Source organism: Streptomyces sp. NPDC087844, from assembly GCF_044742785.1.
In the GTDB taxonomy this organism is placed as follows: Bacteria; Actinomycetota; Actinomycetes; order Streptomycetales; family Streptomycetaceae; genus Streptomyces.
The window spans coordinates 217,337-235,803 of sequence record NZ_JBIUVD010000006.1 but is presented as its reverse complement, the minus strand read 5'-3'; the positions used below and the strand labels follow the sequence as shown (position 1 = coordinate 235,803).

Sequence of the window (18,467 nt, the reverse complement as noted above, 5' to 3'; positions counted from 1 at the left end):
CCCGTAAGCCAAACTCGGCGGGGAGACGCCCATGACCCAGGGAGGGGATGCCGTGACCGAGAAGACGCCGGGCCTACGAAGCCTCGCGCTCGCGCTCCGCCGGCTACGCGAAGCCGCCGGGATGTCACGCGAGGACGTGATCGCAGAGGGCCCCGTCAGCAAGAGCACGCTACGGCGCGCCGAGAACGCCGAGGCCCGGCCCAACCGCGGCACCCTGCATCACCTCCTCACGCGCTACGGGGCCGACCCCGCCACGCGCACAGAGATCGACGCCCTGTGGGAGGAGGCCGGCAGGCAGGACTTCCTGCGGCCCTTCCACGCCGACCTGCGCCGCGACTACAAGGCATGGATCGCCTGCGAGGATGTCGCGGCGCAAGTCCGAAGCTACGAGTCCTCGTTCATCCCCGGCCTCGTGCAGACGCGCGACTACGCTGCCGCCGTCATCCAAGGCGTGTGGCCGTCCGCCACCAGCACCGATCTCGAACACCACGTGCAGGCCCGCATGGAGCGACAGGCGGTTCTCGCCCGGCCGAAGCCCTTGACTCTCACCGCTGTCATGGACCAGGCCGCCCTACGAAGGGCCGTCGGCGGACCGCACGTGATGGCCGAGCAGATGCGCCACCTGCAAGCGCTCGCGGAACAGCCCCACATCACCCTGCATGTCATCCCCTGGAGCGTCGGCGCGCATCCAGGGATGCCCGGCTCCTTCGCGCTGGCCACCTTCACCAAAGCCAGCGAACCAGCGGTCGTGTACATCGACGGCATGGCCGGTGACGCGCTGCTCGACTCCGAACAAGACGCCGAGCACTACGCCGAAATCTTCGCCGTCCTACAGGCAGCAGCACTCAACACCCGTGACTCGCTCGCCCTCATCGCAGAGGCGGCGCGCGAGTTCAGCCACGAACTGGAGACAGCATGAACAACCCCGACCTCGCCAACGCGAACTGGTTCAAGAGCACCTACAGCAGCGGTCAGGGCGCGTGCATAGAGGTCGCTGCCCTGCCCAACACGATCGCCTCCCGCGACAGCAAGGACCCCAACAGCCCCATACTCCTGTTCACCCGCGACGGTTGGCAGGACTTCATAGGAGCCGTCAACCGCCGCGAGTTCCGCGACTGACCCCGGCCCACGCCAACGGCGTGAACTGGGCAGCCAGGCTCCCGCACAGGGAGACTCCCGCTGTTTCTTCGCAGGGGAGTGTCCCGGCCCTTCACTGTGGTGTGGTCGAGTACCGCTCGATGCTTGCGCGGCCTGTAGATCGGTCGAGTAGGCGCAGCTCCCATGGGCCTGTGTTCACATCGAAGTCCTTGCCGAACCCGACCCACTTGCCCGCCATACGTCGGCCTGTCGGCTCGATGAGTAGCTGAATCGCACCGTGGTACCGGGAGCCCTGGTAGTACCCGTTGGTCGCCGTCTGCTCGGTCCACGTACCGGTGACGACGTTCCGGTCAACGGTGAGATCCAGAGACAGCGGGCTGTCCGGGTTGGTCGACGCTCCGGGCAGGCTCTGAGCTGTCAGCCGGTTGCCGTGCTGGACGATCACGACGTGATGCTTGCAGTCGAACGTCTCGTCACGGCTGGACGAGTAGAACTCGTACCGGGACAGCCAGATGCCTGCGTACTCGCTCTGCGGATCTGGCTTCGGGCTTGTGTCGATGTCAGCCGTGCCGACTTCCCCAGCCTCCATGTCGTGGCCTCCTGCCCCGTCCGAGCGGACGCGTGCCATCGGGATCGCGAACCCCAGCGACTCAGGGGCACGGCCGGTGAACCGCTTCAGTGCCCGTGCGTACAGCGGGCGGCATGTCCTGGTTTCTCCGGACTCCCAGCGTTGCACGAGTCGCTTGGAGGCGTCGTTCGGTTCCTCCAGCTCCTCGCCCGCGCCGCGCAGGCCCTGGGCAAACTCGTCTTGGCTCAGGTTCATCGACTTGCGTACGGAGGTCAGCACGTCGTTGGGGGTTCGCTCGCGCTCGGCCGGAGTCGTCATGATCCGAGGGTAGCCACGGCACGCCTCCAATGACACCGGTTTGACGCCCTGGGAGTGACGCCGACATGACGCCTGAGGGACGCCGTAAACGTCGCCGCAATGGTCATGACGGATCCGGAAAATGGTCGTCATGTCCATCCGCATCAGCGCTTACACGGTGAGAGCCGACGGCACTCGGACCGAGCCACGAAACCTGTACGAAGGTGAGGGCGGGGAGCCTCTCGCTACTGGCCTCATGCCGCCGTGCCTGTGCCCCAAGTGCGCGGGTGGACGACGTAACCGGAGCACCACGGAACCGCAATTACGTGGAGGTAAGCCAGCATGAGCACGGCAGTAGTGATCCGCGACCCGAAGGCGTACGTCACCCCGGACGTGTGGGAGCGGGAGGTGACCCTCCTCCTCCGCAACCCGGAGAACACACGCGAACTTGCAGAGGCCAAGTTCGGACAGGCAATCGCCTATCTGGTCACGTGCGGCGAGAATCCGGACCTTCTCATGGGCCCGTCTGAGCAGGTGGACGAGGCATGGCACTCGTTCATGCTCGACTCGATCCCGTATCACCACTTCACCAACCGGCACTTCGGCCGGTACATCCACCACGTTCCGGAGCTTCCGGGCGCGATGGCCGGTGTTTCGTGCGTCGGCGACGACAAGGCGACGCGGGACGGCCACGACCCCGAGACCGGAGGTCCGCTCGTTCTCGAACAGACGATCAAGGCCATCAAGGCGGCCGGGTTCGAGATCGACCCCGACCTGTGGGGCATGGCGGACGCGGCCAGCTGCAACCAGTGCCACGCCGGATGCCACGACTCGCCCAAGTAGTGCTGAGCAGCGCGTGAGTTGGGGTCTGTCCCCGTACGTTGAGGGTGGGCCCCTCTTGCCGGAAAGGATCGCCGCATGTCATTGGCTGAGTCCTGGGGCAGGTACGCGGCCGGGAGCACGCCGCGCAGGACCGTGAACGCCAAGGGTGATACGACCTGGCTGAACTGGACCCAGTACGCCGATCACGGGCCGAACGAGAGCGTTCTGGGGCCTGTGGCCGGACGCAGGGTGCTGGAACTCGGCTCGGGGAGCGGCAGTAACCTCGCGCATCTTGTGACGCTTGGCGCGACCGGTCAAGGGGTGGATATCGCTCCCGCCCGAGCGGTGGTCGCGCGGGAGCGCTGGGGCGAGCTGCCGGGCCTTGAGTTCCGTACGGTGGACGCGGTGGCGTTCCTGAAGGAGACGGACGAGACGGACGAGACGTTCGATGTCGTGCTCTCGATCTTTGGCGCCGTGTGGTTCGTCGATCCGGACATCCTGCTCCCGCTGATCCGCTCGCGTATGGCGCCGGGCGGCATCCTGGCCTTCTCGCATCTGCCTCCAGGCAGTCGGGGGCCCAAGCCCGCCGAAGCCGGGCAGCGGTATGACCACACCCCGGATGAGTGGGGGCACATCCTGACCGGGCACGGTTTCTCCGACGTGTGCGTGTCCCTGATCGAGCCGCCGCAGGGCAGGGCCGTGGGCACCATGCTTGTCCGTGCCTCGGCGGCCTGACCGCGCGGCCGTAAAGGTGGGGAAAGGGCCGTTCAGCGGAACGTGCGGCGGTAGGACGTGGGGGTGACTCCGAGGGCGGACTGAAGATGCTGGCGCATCGACTGGGCCGTACCGAACCCGGAGTCCGCCGCGACCTGGTCCATCGACAGGTCGGTGGACTCCAGGAGGTGGCGGGCCCGCTCGACCCGCTGCTGAGTGAGCCACTGACCGGGACTGATCCCGGCCTCCTCGCGGAAGCGGCGCGTGAACGTACGCACCGACATCACCTCCTGCGCAGCCATGTCCCGCAACTGGATCGGTTCGTGCAACCGGCTGAGAGCCCAGGCCCGCGCGGCGATCGTGGTCGCCAACTGCGGTTTCGGCACGGGCCGTTGGATGTACTGCGCCTGCCCGCCGTCCCGGTGCGGAGGTACGACCGTGCGGCGGGCCACCTCGTTGGCGACGGCGGTCCCGTGGTCGCGGCGCACGATGTGGATGCACAGGTCGATGCCCGCCGCGACGCCGGCGGACGTCAGCACGTCCCCGTCGTCGATGAACAGCACGTCGGCGTCGACCCGCACCTTCGGGAAGAGGCGCTGGAAGTGCTCGGCGGACGCCCAGTGCGTGGTCGCCGGGCGCCCGTCGAGAAGTCCGGCGGCGGCGAGCACGTACCCGCCCGTGCAGATCGAGACGAGCCGGGTGCCCGGCCGGATCAGGGCGAGGGCCGCGGCCAACTCGTCGGTGAGCACACCCCCGTCGTGGACCGGGCCCAGCTCGTACGAGGCCGGGACGACGACGGTGTCGGCGGTGGCCAGGGCCTCCGGGCCGTTCTCGACCAGTACGGAGAAGTCGGCGTCCGTCTCGACCGGGCCCGGCGGCCGGACGGAGCAGGTGACGACCTCGTACAGCTTGCGGCCCAGGGTGTCCTTGGCGCGTCCGAAGATGCGCTGCGGGATGCCCAGTTCGAAGGGGAGGAGGCCGTCCAGGGCGAGGACGACGACGCGGTGCCGACGGGGCGGGGTGTCCGGCGCGTTCATACCCATGGCCCGATCCTAGCGAATGCTGTCCTTCGGGCCACTCGTTGGGAGAGGGCCGAGGAGGGAAGCTCGGTGGCGTGACCCGGACAACCGACGCCGCGAGCGAGGCGGCAGCCGCGCAGGACCCCGTAATCGACGCGCAGGATCCAGCGGTCGAGTCGCAGGACCCCGGGACCGACACGATGGGACGTCGGCGGCGTACGCGGGTGCGGGTGCGGGTGCACCGGGCGTGGTTCGTGGCCGCCGTGACCTTCGTGACGATCATCGGCGCGGCGGCCTTCCGTTCCCTGCCGGGGCTGCTGATCGACCCGTTGCACGACGAATTCGACTGGTCGCGCGGCACGATCGGCCTCGCGGTCTCCGTCAATCTCGCGCTGTACGGGCTGACGGCGCCGTTCGCCGCCGCGCTGATGGATCGGTACGGCATCCGGCGGGTCGTCGCGCTCGCCCTTGTCGTGATCGCGGTCGGCTCCGGCGCCACGGTGTGGATGACCGCGGCCTGGCAGCTGCTGCTGTGCTGGGGGCTGCTCGTGGGCTTGGGTTCCGGCTCGATGGCCCTCGCCTTCGCCGCCACCGTCACCAACCGCTGGTTCACCGAGAAGCGTGGCCTGGTCACCGGCATCCTCACCGCCGCCTCGGCCTCCGGCCAGCTGATCTTCCTGCCCGTACTGTCGTGGATCGTCTCGGAGCACAGCTGGCGCCCGGCCGCCGTGACCGTGGCCCTGGCGGCGCTCGCGGTCGTGCCGTTCGTCTGGTTGCTGCTGCGCGACCATCCTGCGGACGTGGGCCTCAAGCCGTACGGGGCGACGGAGTTCGTCGAGAAGCCGCCGCCCGTGCCGGGGGCCGCGCGCCGCGCGGTGAAGGTCCTCTTCTCCGCCGCGCGCACGGGGCCCTTCTGGCTGCTGGCGGGGACGTTCGCGATCTGCGGCGCCTCCACGAACGGCCTGATCCAGACCCACTTCGTGCCCGCCGCCCACGACCACGGCATGCCCATCACGGCAGCCGCCTCACTGCTCGCCGTGATCGGTGTCTTCGACGTCGTCGGCACGATCGCCTCCGGCTGGTTCACGGACCGCTTCGACCCGCGCCGGCTGCTCGCGGTCTACTACGCCCTGCGCGGCGTCTCGCTCCTCTTCCTCCCGCTGCTGCTCGGCCCCTCGGTGCACCCGCCGATGGTCTTCTTCATCGTCTTCTACGGACTCGACTGGGTCGCCACCGTCCCGCCCACCATCGCCCTGTGCCGCGACCGGTTCGGCGACGACAGCGCCATCGTCTTCGGCTGGGTCCTCGCCTCCCACCAGGTCGGGGCGGCACTGGTCGCCTTCCTGGGCGGTGCGGCCCGCGACGCCTTCGGCTCGTACGACGTCATGTGGTACGCCTCCGGGGCGCTGTGCGCGGTGGCGGCGCTGATGGCGCTGGTGATCCGGCGCGGGCCGAGCGCGGTGGGGGTGGGGGTCGAGTCTGTTGGCTCCGCCCTACCAGGGTGATGTCACGGCGCGCGGACACTGTATGGCTGGAGATCGCTCTGGTACCAGGTGCCTGACCTGCCACCGAGATCGGCCGGGGTGGCAGGGCCAACCGGTACGAACCCGGCCTTGATCAGGACTTTTCGGGAGGCGGCGTTGTCGTGGGAGGTGGCCGCCCGCAGTGTGCGCAGACCGTGCATCGTTGTCGCCGTCCGGCACAGCTCCCGGACGGCAGCGGTCGCCACGCCACGGCCGGCTACCTGCTCCGCGACCCGGTAGCCGAGTCTGGCAGTGCCGTCCTCCAGGTCGTACAGGTTGAACCTGCCGAGTACCGAGCCGTCCTCGGTGAGGAGCACGTAGAAGGCGCAGACGGCCTCCTGCTCGGCCAGCGCGGCGTTGTACCGGTCGGTGAACCGGTCGAAGAAGTCGTCGCCGCGGTCGGAGATCGAGGCAGCGAAGTAGGCGCGGTTCGCCAGCTCGAAGGCCAGGACCGCAGGGGCGTGGCCGGCCTGCAGCCGCTTCAGCACGGGCATCGCCCGACCCTACCCAGATCGTGCGCTGAGGCCACCGGAGTTTCCCTCCAGTGGCAGACAGCCCCAAGGCCAGGGCACAGGATGATCTACGGCTGGAGCAGATCGATCAGGTGAACCGCCCCTTGTGGAACAGCAGCGGCGGTTCGTCCTCGCCGGTCGCGCCCAGGGCGTTCACCCGGCCGATGACGATGAGGTGGTCGCCGCCCGTGTGCACCGCGTGGACCGTGCAGTCGATCCACGCGAGCGTGCCCGCGAGGCGCGGGGAACCGGAGACCGGGGCCGCGTCGTACGGAACGCCCGCGAACTTGTCCGTGCCGCTCACCGCGAAGCCGCGGCACAGGTCGCCCTGGTGGGCGCCCAGGATGTTGACGCAGAAGACGCCCGCGCGGGCGATGCGCGGCCAGGTGGTCGACGTACGGCCGACCATGAAGGTGACGAGCGGTGGGTCGAGGGAGAGGGACGAGAACGACTGGCAGGCGAAACCGGCGGGTCGGCCCTCGCTGTCGCCGTCCGTGGTGGCGGGTGCCGTGACGACGGTCACGCCGGTCGCGAAGTTACCCAGTACGTTCCTGAACTCGGCCGCGGCTATGACGGCACGCTCGTCCTCACCGACACATCGCAACTCGGGGCGCGGCAGCGCTTCGACGGAAGCGTTGAGTGCGGCTCCGGTCGTCCCCGTCGACCTCAGGTAGCGGACTGCTGCCGCGGCCATTCCTGCGTGTCCCATCACACCGTCCATTGAAGGTGACGGGGCGTCAGATGGGAAGGGGTTCAGCGGCCCGTGAAGGCCGGGGTGCGGCGCTCCACGAACGCCGTCACGCCTTCCGTGGCGTCCGACGTCGTCATGTTGATCTCCTGTGCGGCGGCCTCGGCGGTGAACGCGGTGGCGCGGTCGGAGTCCAGGGAGGCGTTCACCAGTTGCTTGGTGAGGGAGAGGGAGCGGGTGGGGCCGGTGGCGAGACGTTCGGCCCAGGCGCGGGCCGTCTTCTCCAGCTCCTCGTCCGGGACCACGCGGTTGACCAGGCCGAGGCGGTGCGCGTCCGCGGCGGTGAGGGCGTCGCCGAAGAACATCAGTTCCTTCGCGCGTTGCGGGCCGATCAGGCGGGGGAGGAGGTAGGCGCCGCCGCCGTCGGGGACCAGGCCGCGGCGGGCGAACACCTCGATGAACCTGGCCGATTCCGCGGCGAGGATCAGGTCGCAGGCGTAGGCGAGGTGGGCTCCCAGGCCGGCCGCGGTGCCGTTCACGGCGGCGATCACCGGTTTCTCGCAGTCGAGGACCGCGGTGATGAGGCGTTGGGCGCCGTTTCGGATGACGCGGGACACGTCTCCGGGGAGGCGGGGGTGGTCGCCGGGGGGTGGGGTGGATCGGAGGTCCGCGCCTGTGCAGAAACCTCGGCCGGTGGCGGTGAGGACGACCGCGCGGGTGTTCGCGTTCGCGGACGCGGTCTCCAGGAGGTGGATGAGGGTTTCTCGTTGGTCGGGGGTGAGGGCGTTCATGACCTCGGGTCGGTTAAGGGTGATCCAGGAGACGTGGTTGTCGAGGGAGTGGGTTATCACTGAGGGCTCCGGGGGTTGGTTGCGCCGTTCCCCGCGCCCCTTGGGGAGTGGGGGATGCCGTGCGTTGGTGGGTGCGGGTTGGTTGTGGCTGGGCGCGCCGTTCCCCGCGCCCCTGAAGGCTCGGCTGCGCCAGTGCCACCTCAGGGGCGCGGGGAACTGCGCGCCCAGCCCCCGCCGGCCCGCGGTCGAAAGCGCACCCCCTTCTTCCGCACCCGCGGTCGAGAGCGTGACCCGTCTCCGGTGTGCCTCGCGCAGTGGGTCAGCGGCAGGATGCCAGGGCGTCCAGGGCCACCGCCCCCTGGCCGCGGGGCAGGACCATCAACGGGTTGATGTCCAGTTCGGACAGCTCGGTGTCCAGTTCCAGTGCCATTCGCTGGACGCGCATGACAACCTCCACCAGTGCGTCGAGGTCCGCCGGAGCCCGCCCGCGGACCCCGTCGAGCAGGGCCCGCCCCCGCAACTCGTCGAGCATCGAGCGCGCCTGCTCCTCCCCGAACGGCGGCACCCGTACCGCGGTGTCCTGGAGGACCTCCACGAGTACGCCGCCCAGCCCGACCGTCACCGTCGGACCGAAGAGGTCGTCGTGCGTCACGCCGACCACCATCTCGACCCCCCGCTCCACCATCTGGCACACCAGAACCCCGTCGAGCGAGACGTCCTCGTAGCGCGCGATGTCGGTCAGCTCCCGGTACGCGTCCCGCACCTGGCTGGCCGACGTCAGGCCGATCTTCACCAGGCCGAGCTCCGTCTTGTGGGCGAGCCTCGCGCCGGACGCCTTCATGACGACCGGGTACCCGACCAGTCCGGCCGCCCGGACGGAGGCCGCCGCGCTGGTCACCAACTGCTCGCGCGGCACCCGGATCCCGTACGCCCGCAGCAGTTGTTTCGCCGCGTGTTCGCTCAGTGTGCTGCCCGGCCGCATCAGCGCCCGGGCCTTGCGGCAGGAGGGGGACGGGGTGCGCGGGGCCTCGTCGAAGGGGGAGCGGTAGGAGGCGGTGAAGCGGGCGTGTTCCAGGTGGGCGCGTACCGCCGTGATGCAGTTCGCGAAGGTGCGGAAGGTGGCCACGCGGGACGAGCCGAGGAGGGTGTCGCGGTACGCGGGCTCCGTGCCGACCGGGGACCCCCACACCACGCACACCAGTTTGTCCGTCTGTTCCGCCGCGTCCACCAGGTCCTGCGCGAGCCTGTCGCTCATGGGCGGGAAGGGGCCCGTGATCGGACAGATCAGCACCCCGACGGCCGGATCGGCGAGGATCGCGTCGATGATTCTGCGGCCTCGCCAGTCGCCGACCGGGTGGCCGCCGTTGTCGATGGGGTTCGTGACGTCCAGGTACTCGGGTATCCACTGGTGCAGTTCCGCCTGCTTGGCGGCGGAGAGGGGAGGCAGGTGCAGGCCCGCCTGGGTGGCCAGGTCCGAGAAGTGGGCGCCCGTACCGCCCGAGATCGAGTAGACGGCCACCCCGTCGGCGGACGGCGGCCTGGCACGGGCCAACAGGGCCGCCGTGTCCTGGAGTTCGTCGAGACCGTCGACGCGTACGACCCCGTACTGGCGCATCGCGGCGTCCACCACCGCGTCCGCGCCGGTCAGTTTGCCGGTGTGGGAGGCGGCCGTACGCGCGCCCGTCTCCGTGCGGCCGACCTTGACCGCGACGACGGGAACCCCGCGCCGGGCGGCCCGGTCGGCGGCGAGGAGGAAGGAGCGGCCGTCCTTGAGGCCCTCGACGTAGCAGGCGATGGCGCCCACCTCGGGCTGCTCGGAGAAGTAGGAGATGAAGTCGGCGCTCTCCAGGTCGGCCTCGTTGCCGGTGGGTGCCCAGTGGGAGACGCGGATGCCCAGTTCCTGCAGGGTGAAGACCGGGCGGCCCTGGTGGCCCGACTGGGTGATCAGGGCGATCGCCGGCCCGGCCAGGTCGTCGCGGAACTTCTCGAAGGCGTTGAGATTGGTGTTCGGGCCGAGCAGCCGCAGACCGGAGCGGATCCCGGAGCGCTGTACGGCGTCGGCGAGGCGGGCCTGCGCGGCGGCGCCCACGGTTCCCGTCTCGGCGAACCCGGAGGCGAAGGCGACCGCGAACCGCACCTTGGATTCGGCGAGTTGCTCGATCACTGGAAGCGGGTCGGACAGCAACAGCACGGCCAGGTCGACTTGTTCGGGCAGATCCGCGACCGACGGGACGCAGGGCAGGCCGAACACGGACTCTCGGGTGGGGTGCACCGGGTGGAGGCGTGCGCCCACCCGCTCGGCCCAGGCGAGCAGTTGGCGGGTGATGCCGGTGTTCGGTCGCCCTTCCGCGTCCGAGGCGCCGACGACGGCCACCGACTCGGGGCGGAAGAAGCGGTCCAGATCGGGTACGCCGGCGTACAGCGGCCGGCCGCTGACGTCGAGGTCGTCGGTGGCGGCCGGCCTGCCGTGCACGGCAGGGGCCGGTTGCTCGCCGCAGGCGATGACCCGGGCCCGGCGGGAGTCGGTGGTGAGGGTGCCGTGGGTTGATCCAAGCATCGGTCCGCCCGCTCCTGAGTGGCTGCCAATAACTGACGCAGTGTCAGATCCAGTCAGATTACTGAACTGACGCCGCGTCAGGAACTGGTCTGCAAGCAAAGAACTTGTGGCGGCCACAGGTATGGCCGCCACATCGTCCTACTTGGCCTCGCGGTCCGTGCCCTTGGGTTTCGCGCCCTCGCGGTCCGTGCCTCAGGGGTTCATGTCCTCGCGGTCCCGCGTCCTCAGGTCCCGCGTCCTCAAGCCCCATGTCCTCGGAGTGCATGTCCGTGGGGTCATGTTCTAGTGATCGGCGCAGCCGGGCTTCGTCTCGGCCGTGGTCTTGAGCCGGTGCACCCAGTCGTTCAGGCCGGCGTCGAGGGCGGCCTGACTGCCGGGGATGTCAGCCTCGACGGGAGTGCCCGCCCAGGATTCCTCGGTGGTGGCGAGCACACCGCCCCTGACCTGCTTGAAGGTGAACAGGTGCACGCCGTCGATGCCGTTGACGGGCGCGGCCCATGCGGTGCATCGCCCCCGCTCGACCGCCGTGACGGTCGACGTGACCTTCATGTTCTGGGGGGACCATTCGAAGACGGAGCCCGGCCGCAGCGGTCCCGGCGTCTTCTTCCGCGCCGGGGTGATCTCCGGTATCCAGGAGCCCCAGGCGTCGATGTCGGTGTGCAGTGCCCAGACCGTCGTCAGCGGAGCCTTGATGAGGACGCTCGCGCGGCTGACGACCGGCGCGTTCTTGTCGACGGTCACGCCGCGGCATTCCTGGTAAGTGCCGGAGCCGGGCTGCGCCTCGTGAGCCGCTGCCACGATCGGCGCGGACAGCGTCGTGGCGGTGACGACTGCGGCGACGGCCATGCCCTGCATGAGCCTGTGCGGTGATTTCATCTGGTCGGTCTCGATCTCTTTCTCGGCGTTCTGTGGTGGTTCTGCGGTGGTCCCGCAGGTCGAGTCCCGCAGATCGGGTCCCGGGTCAGACGCACGGTCGGGTCCGGGGTCAGGCGCACGGCCCGTCGCTTCGGGCCTCCGCGGTGGTCTTCAGTTCGCGGAGCCACTCTTCGAGTCCTCCGCCGAGCATCGCTGTCGCCAGGGGGACGTCAGCCTCGACCTGGGCGCCGGTCCAGGATTCCTCGGTCTGTACGCGTACACCGCCCTTGACCTTGGTGAACTTCCAGACGTGGACGCCCTCGTCGATACGCAGGCCCTCGCCGACCGCAGGACCGCTCCAGCGGATGCAGGAGCCGCGGTCGAGCTGGCGGACGGTGGAGGTGATGTTCAGGGTGGTCTCGGGCGTGCTCGGGGTCGCGGGTGCCGGAGTCGTCCACCGGAACTGCGAGCCCGCGCGGAGAGGACCGTGGTCGAGGCGCTCCGAGGAGAGGACCGGTGCCTGCCATGACGGCCAGCCCTCGACGTCGGTCTGCAGCTTGAAGACGGTGCTCAGCGGGGCCTTGATCACGACGTCGGTCCGGTAGCGGATGACGGCGGCGGGGTCTGTGCCCTTGCCCTGGCACTTGAGTACGTCGGTGTGGTGCGCGGTTCCCGTCATGGCGGGGGCGGCCTGGGCGGGAGCGGTGGTCACGAGGATGCCGACCGCGGCGAGTGCGGCCGTGATCGTGATCGCGGCGGCACGTGCGCGCGTCCGGGGCCGGGTTGACGAGAGGGCGGGGCTGTCGCTGGACATGGCGTTCCTGTCTTGGTGAATGACGCGAATGACGCGAATGACGTGATTGATGTGCGTGATGTGCGTGATGTGGGCGGTTCGGGTGGTCGGTATCGGTCCTCGGGGCGCGGCGGGGCGGGGCGCCGACTGGTTCTCGGCGGTGTCAGGCCCGCTGCGGCTGTCCCGAGGAGAAGTTGAGGCGGCGGCGTTCGAGGACCGCGGCGAGGGCGTAGGCGCCGCCGCCGGCGAGGGTGAGGACCCAGTAGAAGCCGGGGGTGCCGAGGAGGAGGGCCGCGGCGGAGGTCAGGGCAAGCCAGGTGCCGAGGCCGTAGTGGAGGAGGTTGCGGCGCTGGGCGCCCTCGGCGATGTAGAGCAGACCGACGACGAAGCCGGAACCGGTGGGCCAGAGCAGGGACTGCACATCGGGCATGTCGAGCGTGGACGCCAGGCCCGTGATGGCGAGGAACAGGGCGGCGAAGGCGGTGATCCAGGCGGCGCCGAGGAGTTGGCCGGAGAGGACGTCGTCGGGTTCGGTGGCGGCGCGCTGGGCGCGCAGGGCGGCAACGGTGGCCTGGACGGTGCCGACGGCGAGCCCGGAGCCGAGGAGTGCCATGGGCAGCCAGCCGGGCAGGTCGAGCAGGGCGCTGTCGCCCTTCGAGAGCGCGGCGGAACCGTGTCCGAGCAGGTAGGCGAGCCCGAAGCTTATGTAGGTCGCACGGTTGTCGACGTCGCCGTCGCCCTGGATGCGTGCCGCGGCCGGACGGCCGGTGACGGTGGCGGTGGCGGCAGGCGTGACGACGGGTGTGACGACGGTGGTGACGGTGGTGACGGACATGGTGGTACCTCCGGGGTGTGGGGCGCGAGGGTCGCGGTGGCGGCGGGCGTGCGCGATGGCGGCGAAGCGGGGCGGTGAATGGGCGGTGGGGAACCGGGGTGGGGAATAGGTAGCGGCAGCACGCAGAGGGGCTCGCGGCAGTGGCGCCAAGGGGCCGTCCGAGGCGGTGGCGATTGGCGGCGGGGCTCAGGGCGTCACACCTCGGGGACGATGACGATCTTTCCGGCGACGGTGCGGGTCTCGGCGAGGGCCAGCGCCGCCGCGGTGTCCGAGAGCGGGATCCTCGCGGCGATCTGCGGGGTGAGGGTGCCGTCGGCGACCAGGCGCAGCACCTGGGTGAGGTCCTCGGTCATCCGCTGCTGCCAGGACGACCGGCAACGGCGCTTACCGGCCCAGAAGTTGTAGAACTGCGCGCTCTTTCCGTTGGGCAGGGAGTTCCATGCGGCGAGCCGCGCGAACAGCTTCAGCACCGGCAGCTGTGAGTTGCCCTGGTTGTCCTTGGTGGCCGCGCTGCCGTAGGAGACCAGGGCCCCGCCCCGGCGCAGCAGTTGCCAGGACTGTTCCACGCCGGCGCCGCCGACATGGTCGAACACCGCGTCGACGCCGTCCGGCGCGAGCTCCCGGATGCGCTCGTACATGTGCGGGTCGCGGTAGTCGACCGGGGTCGCGCCGAGCGTGCGTACGGTCGCGTGGTGGCGCTCGGCGGCCGTGCCGATCACGGTGATCCCGGCGTGGCGGGCCAGTTGTACGAGGGTGGAGCCCACGCCGCCGTTGGCGCCCAGCACCACGATCGTGCCGCCGGCCGGGACCTTGGCGATGCGGTGCAGCATCTGCCAGGCGGTGATGCCGTTGACGACCACGGTCTCCGCGTCGGCCGCGTCCACCTCGTCCGGTACGGGCATCAGGTCCACGGCGTCGATGAGGAGATGGCTGGCCCACGCGCCGGTCTTGGTGACCGCGGCGAACCGGCGTCCGACGAGCGCGGTGTCCACCTCGGGGCCGGCCGCGGTCACGGTGCCGACCACGTCGTAGCCGGGTACGAAGGGGAACGGCGGCTGGTCGTAGTACGTGCCGCGGCGCATCTGCTGCTCGGCGAAGGAGACGCCGGTCGCGTCCATCCGCAGGACGACCTGGCCCCTGGCCGGGGCCGGAAGATCGCGGGTGCGGAGCTCCAGCCCGTCCGGCTCGACCAGGCCGGGCAGGACGATCTCGGTGGCTGTGACGGCGACGGTGCTGTTCATGGCGTACCCCTCATGGCTTCTGCCCAGGCTGCTGTAGGCCCGCTGCGAGTTCCTGCTGTGTGCTTACGATCGTAAGGCTATACGTGTTAGTTCACGGGCGGCAAGAGGGTGCGGCCATAAACTTCGCGGTGTAAGGCAACGGGGTGGAGGTCGCTGTGCGGTCGCGGTCACTGTGCGGTCGCGGTCGCGGTCGAAGCCCCCTAGGTCATCCGGCTCTCTCTTGGTCGGTCGGACGACCAGACTTGTGCCGGCGCACGCCCCCTCGCGTCGGTGAGATTCGCCTATCGGCCGACGGCCGACGGTCAACGGCCGTCGGTCAACGGCCGATGGCCGCCGCGGCACCGCCGATCACCGCCGATCACCGCCGATCACCGCCGACGCGAGCGGGGGTGTCCTGCCCGCCTTCCGGGAACTCCACGCCCGAGTGATGGCGGCTCGCCTAACCTGTGCGCCATGACGTCGGCTCACTCTTTTGGTCAACTCGTAGGCAGACAGGCCGAGATGAGGCGCATCGACGAGTTGACCGGCGCCGCGCGCGAGGGCTCGGGCGGGGCCTTGGTCCTCCGCGGTGAGGCGGGCATCGGCAAGAGCGCACTACTGGATGACACCCGGCGAGCGGCCTCCGGGTTCCGTACCGTCCGGGCGTCCGGGGCGGAGTACGAGAGGGAGCTGCCGTTCGCCGCCCTCCACCAGCTCTGCGTGCCGATGCTGCGGCACCTCGCCGAACTGCCCGCCGAGCACCGAGAGGTCCTGCGGAACGCGTTCGGGCTGGCCGCGAGCGCTCCGGACGTGTTCCGCATCGGTGTGGCGGCTTTGGAGCTGCTGTCCTGCGCGGCCCGTGACCGCCCCCTGTTGTGCCTGATCGACGACGCCCAGTGGCTGGACACCGCATCGTCGAAGGTGCTGACCTTCCTCGCCCGGCGGATCACCTGCGAGCCCGTCGCCATGGTGTTCGCGGTCCGGCTGCACCGCACGGAGGGGGGAGCGGGTGAACCGGCTGAACCGGGTGGACCGGCTGAAGTGGATGGACCGGGTGGAGTGGATGGACCGGGTGCAGCGGGTGCAGCGGGTGCAGCGGGTGCAACGGGTGCTGCTGGTGCAGCGGGTGGACAGGGTGGGCCGGGTGAATGCGGTGAACGGGGCGAGCTGGACGAACTGCCAGGGCTGCTCGTCGGCGGGCTGAGCGACGCCGACGCGCGGACGTTGCTGGCGGCGAAGAGCCATGTGACGCTCGACGACCAGGTGCGCCGGCGGATCATGGCCGAGGCACGGGGAAATCCCCTCGCGCTGCTGGAACTGCCCAGGTCCGGTGGGTTCGCGCCGCCGGACACGTCGTCGGTGCCGACCCGGATCGAGCGCGGTTTCCAGGCCAGACTGGCCGGTCTGCCGGACGGTGCCAGGCTGTTGCTGACCGTCGCGAGCGCCGATCCGACCGGTGACCCCGGCCTGTTGTGGCCCGCCGCGCGGCTTCTGGATCTGGACCCGAGGACGGTCGGTGCCGCCGCGACCGCCACCGGACTCGTCGAGTTCTCCACCCGCGTCAGCTTCTGTCACCCGCTGGCCCGGTCCGCGGTCTACCGGGCCGCTGAGGCGGAACGGCGCCGCACGGCTCACCGGGTGCTGGCCGAGGTCACCGACCCGGCCGTGGACCCCGACCGGCGCGCCTGGCACCGTGCCCAGGCCGGTGCGGGTCCTGACGAGGACGTCGCCGCCGAACTGGAACGGTCCGCGTTCCGCGCCCGGTCGCGCGGCGGCGTGGCGGCAGCGGCGGCCTTCCTCGAACGCGCGGCGGCCCTGTCGGTGGACGGCGCCAAGCGGACCGAACGGACGCTCACGGCCGTGCGGGCCAAGCTCGACGCGGGTAGCACCGACACCGCGGTGAACCTCCTGGCGACTGTCGAGAACGCGCCTCTGGACGAACTCCAGCACGCCCGAGTCGATCTGCTGCGAGGGCGGATCGCCTTCGTGCGGCACAACGACGGCGACGGCCCGATGTTCATGCTGCGCGCCGCGCGGCGCCTCTCGGAACCGGACCCGCGGTGGTCCCGCGACTGTTTCCTGGACGCGCTCGAAATGGGCCTGGTCGTCGGCCGGGCCACCGGTGTGATGGACATGGTCCTGGCGGCGGCACGCACTGCGGCGCCGCCCTCCCGGTCGCCGGATTCGCCGGATGTCCTGGACGCGTTGATCAGGCTCGGCACGGACGGGCACCGGGCCGCGTATCCCCTGATCCGGAGCGCCCTCGACGGCGACGACGCCCCGATGTGGACCCGGCGGCCCGCACTCGCCATCGTGCTCGCGGCCGAACTGTGGGACCCGCACACCCACGCGGCGATCACCGAATGGCTGATGAAAACCGGACGTGAGTCGGGTTCGCCGCTAGTGCTGCGCCTGGGCCTCGCCCAGCTGACGTCCTGGGCGGTGCTGTCCGGCGACCTCGGGCAGGCGGTGGCGGCGATCGCCGAGGAGGAGGCGATCGCGGACGCTGTGGGCGGGCCGCCGGTGACGTATCACCGGCTGCAGTTCGCCGCGCTGCGCGGCCGTCGGCAGGAGGCGCTGGAGCTGTTCGAGGCGGTCACCGAGGAGGCGTCGGTGAGTGGTGCCGGGCAGCTGATCGCCAACACCCACTGGGCGGCGGCCGTGCTGCACAACGGACTGGGGGAGTATCCGGCCGCACTCGCCGCGGCCCGGCAGGCCGTCGCGAACGGCGACCTCTTCCTCGCGGGCTTCTCCCTGCCCGAGCTGGTGGAGGCGGCCCTCGCCTGCGGTGAACGCGACGCCGCCGTGCGGGCTCTGGAAGCACTGACCGAGCGCACCGACGCCAGTGGGACCAGCTCGGGCCTGGGTATCGCGGCCTACGCGCGAGGGCTGGTGACCGGCGTCGAGGACCACTACCGGGAGGCCGTCGAGCACCTGGAGAAGAGCCCCATGGTCCCTTACCGGGCAAGGGCCCACCTCCTGTACGGGCAGTGGCTTCGGCGCGAGGGCCGCAGACGCGACTGCCGCAGCCATCTGCGTACCGCACACGAGTTGTTGTCCGGAGCCGGCATCGAGGCGTTCGCCCGGCGGGCCGCGGACGAACTGCGTGCCACCGGTGAGAAGGCCCCCGGCCGGTCCGGGCCCGCCTTCGACCGGCTCACCGCGCAGGAGCTGTACATCGCGCGGCTGGTCGCGACCGGTGCGACGTCCAAGGAGGTCGCGTCCCGGCTGTTCCTCAGTCCGCGCACGATCGACGCCCATCTGCGCAACATCTTCCGCAAGCTCGGCATCACCTCCCGCAGACAGCTCCGGGATCATCCGGGCATCGGTGTCTGAGAGCCGGGCATCGGTGTCTGAGGGCCGGGCATCGGTGTCTGAGAGAGCGAGCGCGAGAGTTCCCGGGCGACACGGGTTCACACCAGGTGGGACAGAGGGGGGCGATCCGCTGGACGAGGGCGGGTTGGTCCTGGAAGGGCCGCAAGGCGAACGCCCTTAAGTTTCGCGCTGTAAGGTGATGGCATGGGAGACGACACATCAGCGACACCCGTCCGCGTCCGCAATCGCCGAGGGGAGGGGGATCGGCTGCGTCAGGAGATCGTGACGGCGGCGGTCGAGCTGCTCGACGAGACCGGTGACGAGAGCGCCATCACCCTGCGCTCCGTGGCCCGCAGGGTCGGGATCGCCGCCCCATCGATCTACCGGCACTTCTCCGATCAGCCCGCCATCATGCTGGCCGTGGTGCGCAACGCCTTCGCCGAGCTGGACGAGCAGTTGCGCGCGGCCGTGGACGCCGCCGACGACACGCCCCGAGCACGGCTCACGGCCCTGTGCCAGGGCTACCTGGGGTTCGCCGAGGCCCATCCCGGGCGCTACCGGACGATGTTCGGCGGGTTCTGGATGCCCGATCCGGACGCGAGTTCCGTGACGGCGGAGGATCTCGGCGCGCTCGGCGAGGCGAGTCTGCGACGGCTCGGCGAAGCCCTCCGGGAGTGCGTCGCCGCCGGCTCTTCGGCCAGCACCGACGTGGCGGCCGACGTGGTCGTGCTGTGGCTCGGCCTGCATGGGCTGGCCCACCAGCGGGCGGTCGCCCCGTCCTTCCCCTGGCCGCCGAACATCGCGGAACGGCTCATCACCACGCTCGCGCACTTCACGGAGGAGTAGGGCGGCGGGGGCGG

17 protein-coding genes are annotated in these 18,467 nt (G+C 70.4%); 7 read left to right on the top strand and 10 right to left on the bottom strand.

All coding sequences use genetic code 11. From position 1 onward, the window contains the following. Positions 1-52: 52 nt before the first annotated feature. Complete coding sequence (locus ACIOKD_RS15115) at positions 53-919, top strand: helix-turn-helix domain-containing protein (RefSeq protein ID WP_402083191.1); 867 nt, start codon at positions 53-55, stop codon at positions 917-919. After that, on the top strand, positions 916-1,119 hold the full coding sequence (locus ACIOKD_RS15110; RefSeq protein WP_402083189.1) for a DUF397 domain-containing protein: 204 nt from the start codon (positions 916-918) through the stop codon (positions 1,117-1,119). Before ACIOKD_RS15115 ends, ACIOKD_RS15110 begins: the two co-directional genes overlap by 4 nt. Before the next feature lie 91 nt (positions 1,120-1,210). Here the strand turns inward: ACIOKD_RS15110 and ACIOKD_RS15105 are convergent, their stop codons facing one another. Beyond that, the gene (locus ACIOKD_RS15105) at positions 1,211-1,984 is read right to left on the bottom strand and encodes a helix-turn-helix domain-containing protein (RefSeq protein WP_402083186.1); all 774 of its coding nucleotides are present in this window, start codon (positions 1,982-1,984) and stop codon (positions 1,211-1,213) included. Between the two features lie 321 nt (positions 1,985-2,305). Here ACIOKD_RS15105 and ACIOKD_RS15100 point away from each other — a divergent pair, with 321 nt between their 5' ends. Continuing rightward, positions 2,306-2,806, top strand: a complete 501-nt coding sequence (locus ACIOKD_RS15100) for a glycine-rich domain-containing protein (RefSeq protein WP_402083183.1) — start codon at positions 2,306-2,308, stop codon at positions 2,804-2,806. 75 nt (positions 2,807-2,881) lie between these two features. Continuing rightward, positions 2,882-3,520, top strand: coding sequence for a class I SAM-dependent methyltransferase (locus tag ACIOKD_RS15095; RefSeq protein ID WP_402083181.1), 639 nt, complete (start codon positions 2,882-2,884; stop codon positions 3,518-3,520). 32 nt (positions 3,521-3,552) lie between these two features. Here ACIOKD_RS15095 and ACIOKD_RS15090 read toward each other — a convergent pair whose 3' ends face one another. Continuing rightward, on the bottom strand, positions 3,553-4,542 hold the full coding sequence (locus ACIOKD_RS15090; protein ID WP_402083178.1) for a GlxA family transcriptional regulator: 990 nt from the start codon (positions 4,540-4,542) through the stop codon (positions 3,553-3,555). A 176-nt stretch (positions 4,543-4,718) separates the two neighbouring features. Between ACIOKD_RS15090 and ACIOKD_RS15085 the strand changes: the two genes are divergently transcribed. Then, positions 4,719-6,023, top strand: a complete 1,305-nt coding sequence (locus ACIOKD_RS15085; protein WP_402083549.1) for an MFS transporter — start codon at positions 4,719-4,721, stop codon at positions 6,021-6,023. Positions 6,024-6,025: 2 nt separating this feature from the next. Here ACIOKD_RS15085 and ACIOKD_RS15080 read toward each other — a convergent pair whose 3' ends face one another. The 8 genes from ACIOKD_RS15080 to ACIOKD_RS15045 all read right to left on the bottom strand — a co-directional run bounded on the left by ACIOKD_RS15080 (position 6,026) and on the right by ACIOKD_RS15045 (position 14,313). Then, positions 6,026-6,535, bottom strand: coding sequence for a GNAT family N-acetyltransferase (locus tag ACIOKD_RS15080; protein WP_402083175.1), 510 nt, complete (start codon positions 6,533-6,535; stop codon positions 6,026-6,028). A gap of 106 nt (positions 6,536-6,641) precedes the next feature. Then, entirely contained in the window at positions 6,642-7,262 is a 621-nt protein-coding gene (locus ACIOKD_RS15075) for a flavin reductase family protein (RefSeq protein ID WP_402083172.1), read from the bottom strand. Positions 7,263-7,306: 44 nt separating this feature from the next. Then, a complete protein-coding gene (locus tag ACIOKD_RS15070) occupies positions 7,307-8,092 on the bottom strand; it encodes an enoyl-CoA hydratase/isomerase family protein (protein WP_402083170.1) in 786 nt (261 codons plus the stop codon). A 259-nt stretch (positions 8,093-8,351) separates the two neighbouring features. After that, positions 8,352-10,589 carry an acetate--CoA ligase family protein gene (locus ACIOKD_RS15065; protein WP_402083167.1) on the bottom strand — a complete coding sequence of 746 codons (2,238 nt, stop codon included), beginning with the start codon at positions 10,587-10,589 and terminating at the stop codon, positions 8,352-8,354. A 282-nt stretch (positions 10,590-10,871) separates the two neighbouring features. Next, on the bottom strand, positions 10,872-11,465 hold the full coding sequence (locus ACIOKD_RS15060) for an SRPBCC family protein (RefSeq protein ID WP_402083164.1): 594 nt from the start codon (positions 11,463-11,465) through the stop codon (positions 10,872-10,874). A gap of 109 nt (positions 11,466-11,574) precedes the next feature. Then, entirely contained in the window at positions 11,575-12,258 is a 684-nt protein-coding gene (locus tag ACIOKD_RS15055) for an SRPBCC family protein (protein WP_402083161.1), read from the bottom strand. Positions 12,259-12,400: 142 nt separating this feature from the next. Next, positions 12,401-13,072 carry an ABC transporter permease gene (locus tag ACIOKD_RS15050; RefSeq protein WP_402083160.1) on the bottom strand — a complete coding sequence of 224 codons (672 nt, stop codon included), beginning with the start codon at positions 13,070-13,072 and terminating at the stop codon, positions 12,401-12,403. Positions 13,073-13,266: 194 nt separating this feature from the next. Next, on the bottom strand, positions 13,267-14,313 hold the full coding sequence (locus ACIOKD_RS15045; protein ID WP_402083157.1) for a medium chain dehydrogenase/reductase family protein: 1,047 nt from the start codon (positions 14,311-14,313) through the stop codon (positions 13,267-13,269). 453 nt (positions 14,314-14,766) lie between these two features. On the opposite strand from ACIOKD_RS15045, the gene ACIOKD_RS15040 reads away from it, so the two are divergent. Together ACIOKD_RS15040 and ACIOKD_RS15035 are read left to right on the top strand one after the other, a co-directional pair. Next, on the top strand, positions 14,767-17,628 hold the full coding sequence (locus tag ACIOKD_RS15040; protein ID WP_402083154.1) for an AAA family ATPase: 2,862 nt from the start codon (positions 14,767-14,769) through the stop codon (positions 17,626-17,628). A gap of 183 nt (positions 17,629-17,811) precedes the next feature. Further along, a complete protein-coding gene (locus ACIOKD_RS15035; RefSeq protein ID WP_402083151.1) occupies positions 17,812-18,453 on the top strand; it encodes a TetR/AcrR family transcriptional regulator in 642 nt (213 codons plus the stop codon). The last annotated feature ends 14 nt before the right edge of the window (positions 18,454-18,467 follow it).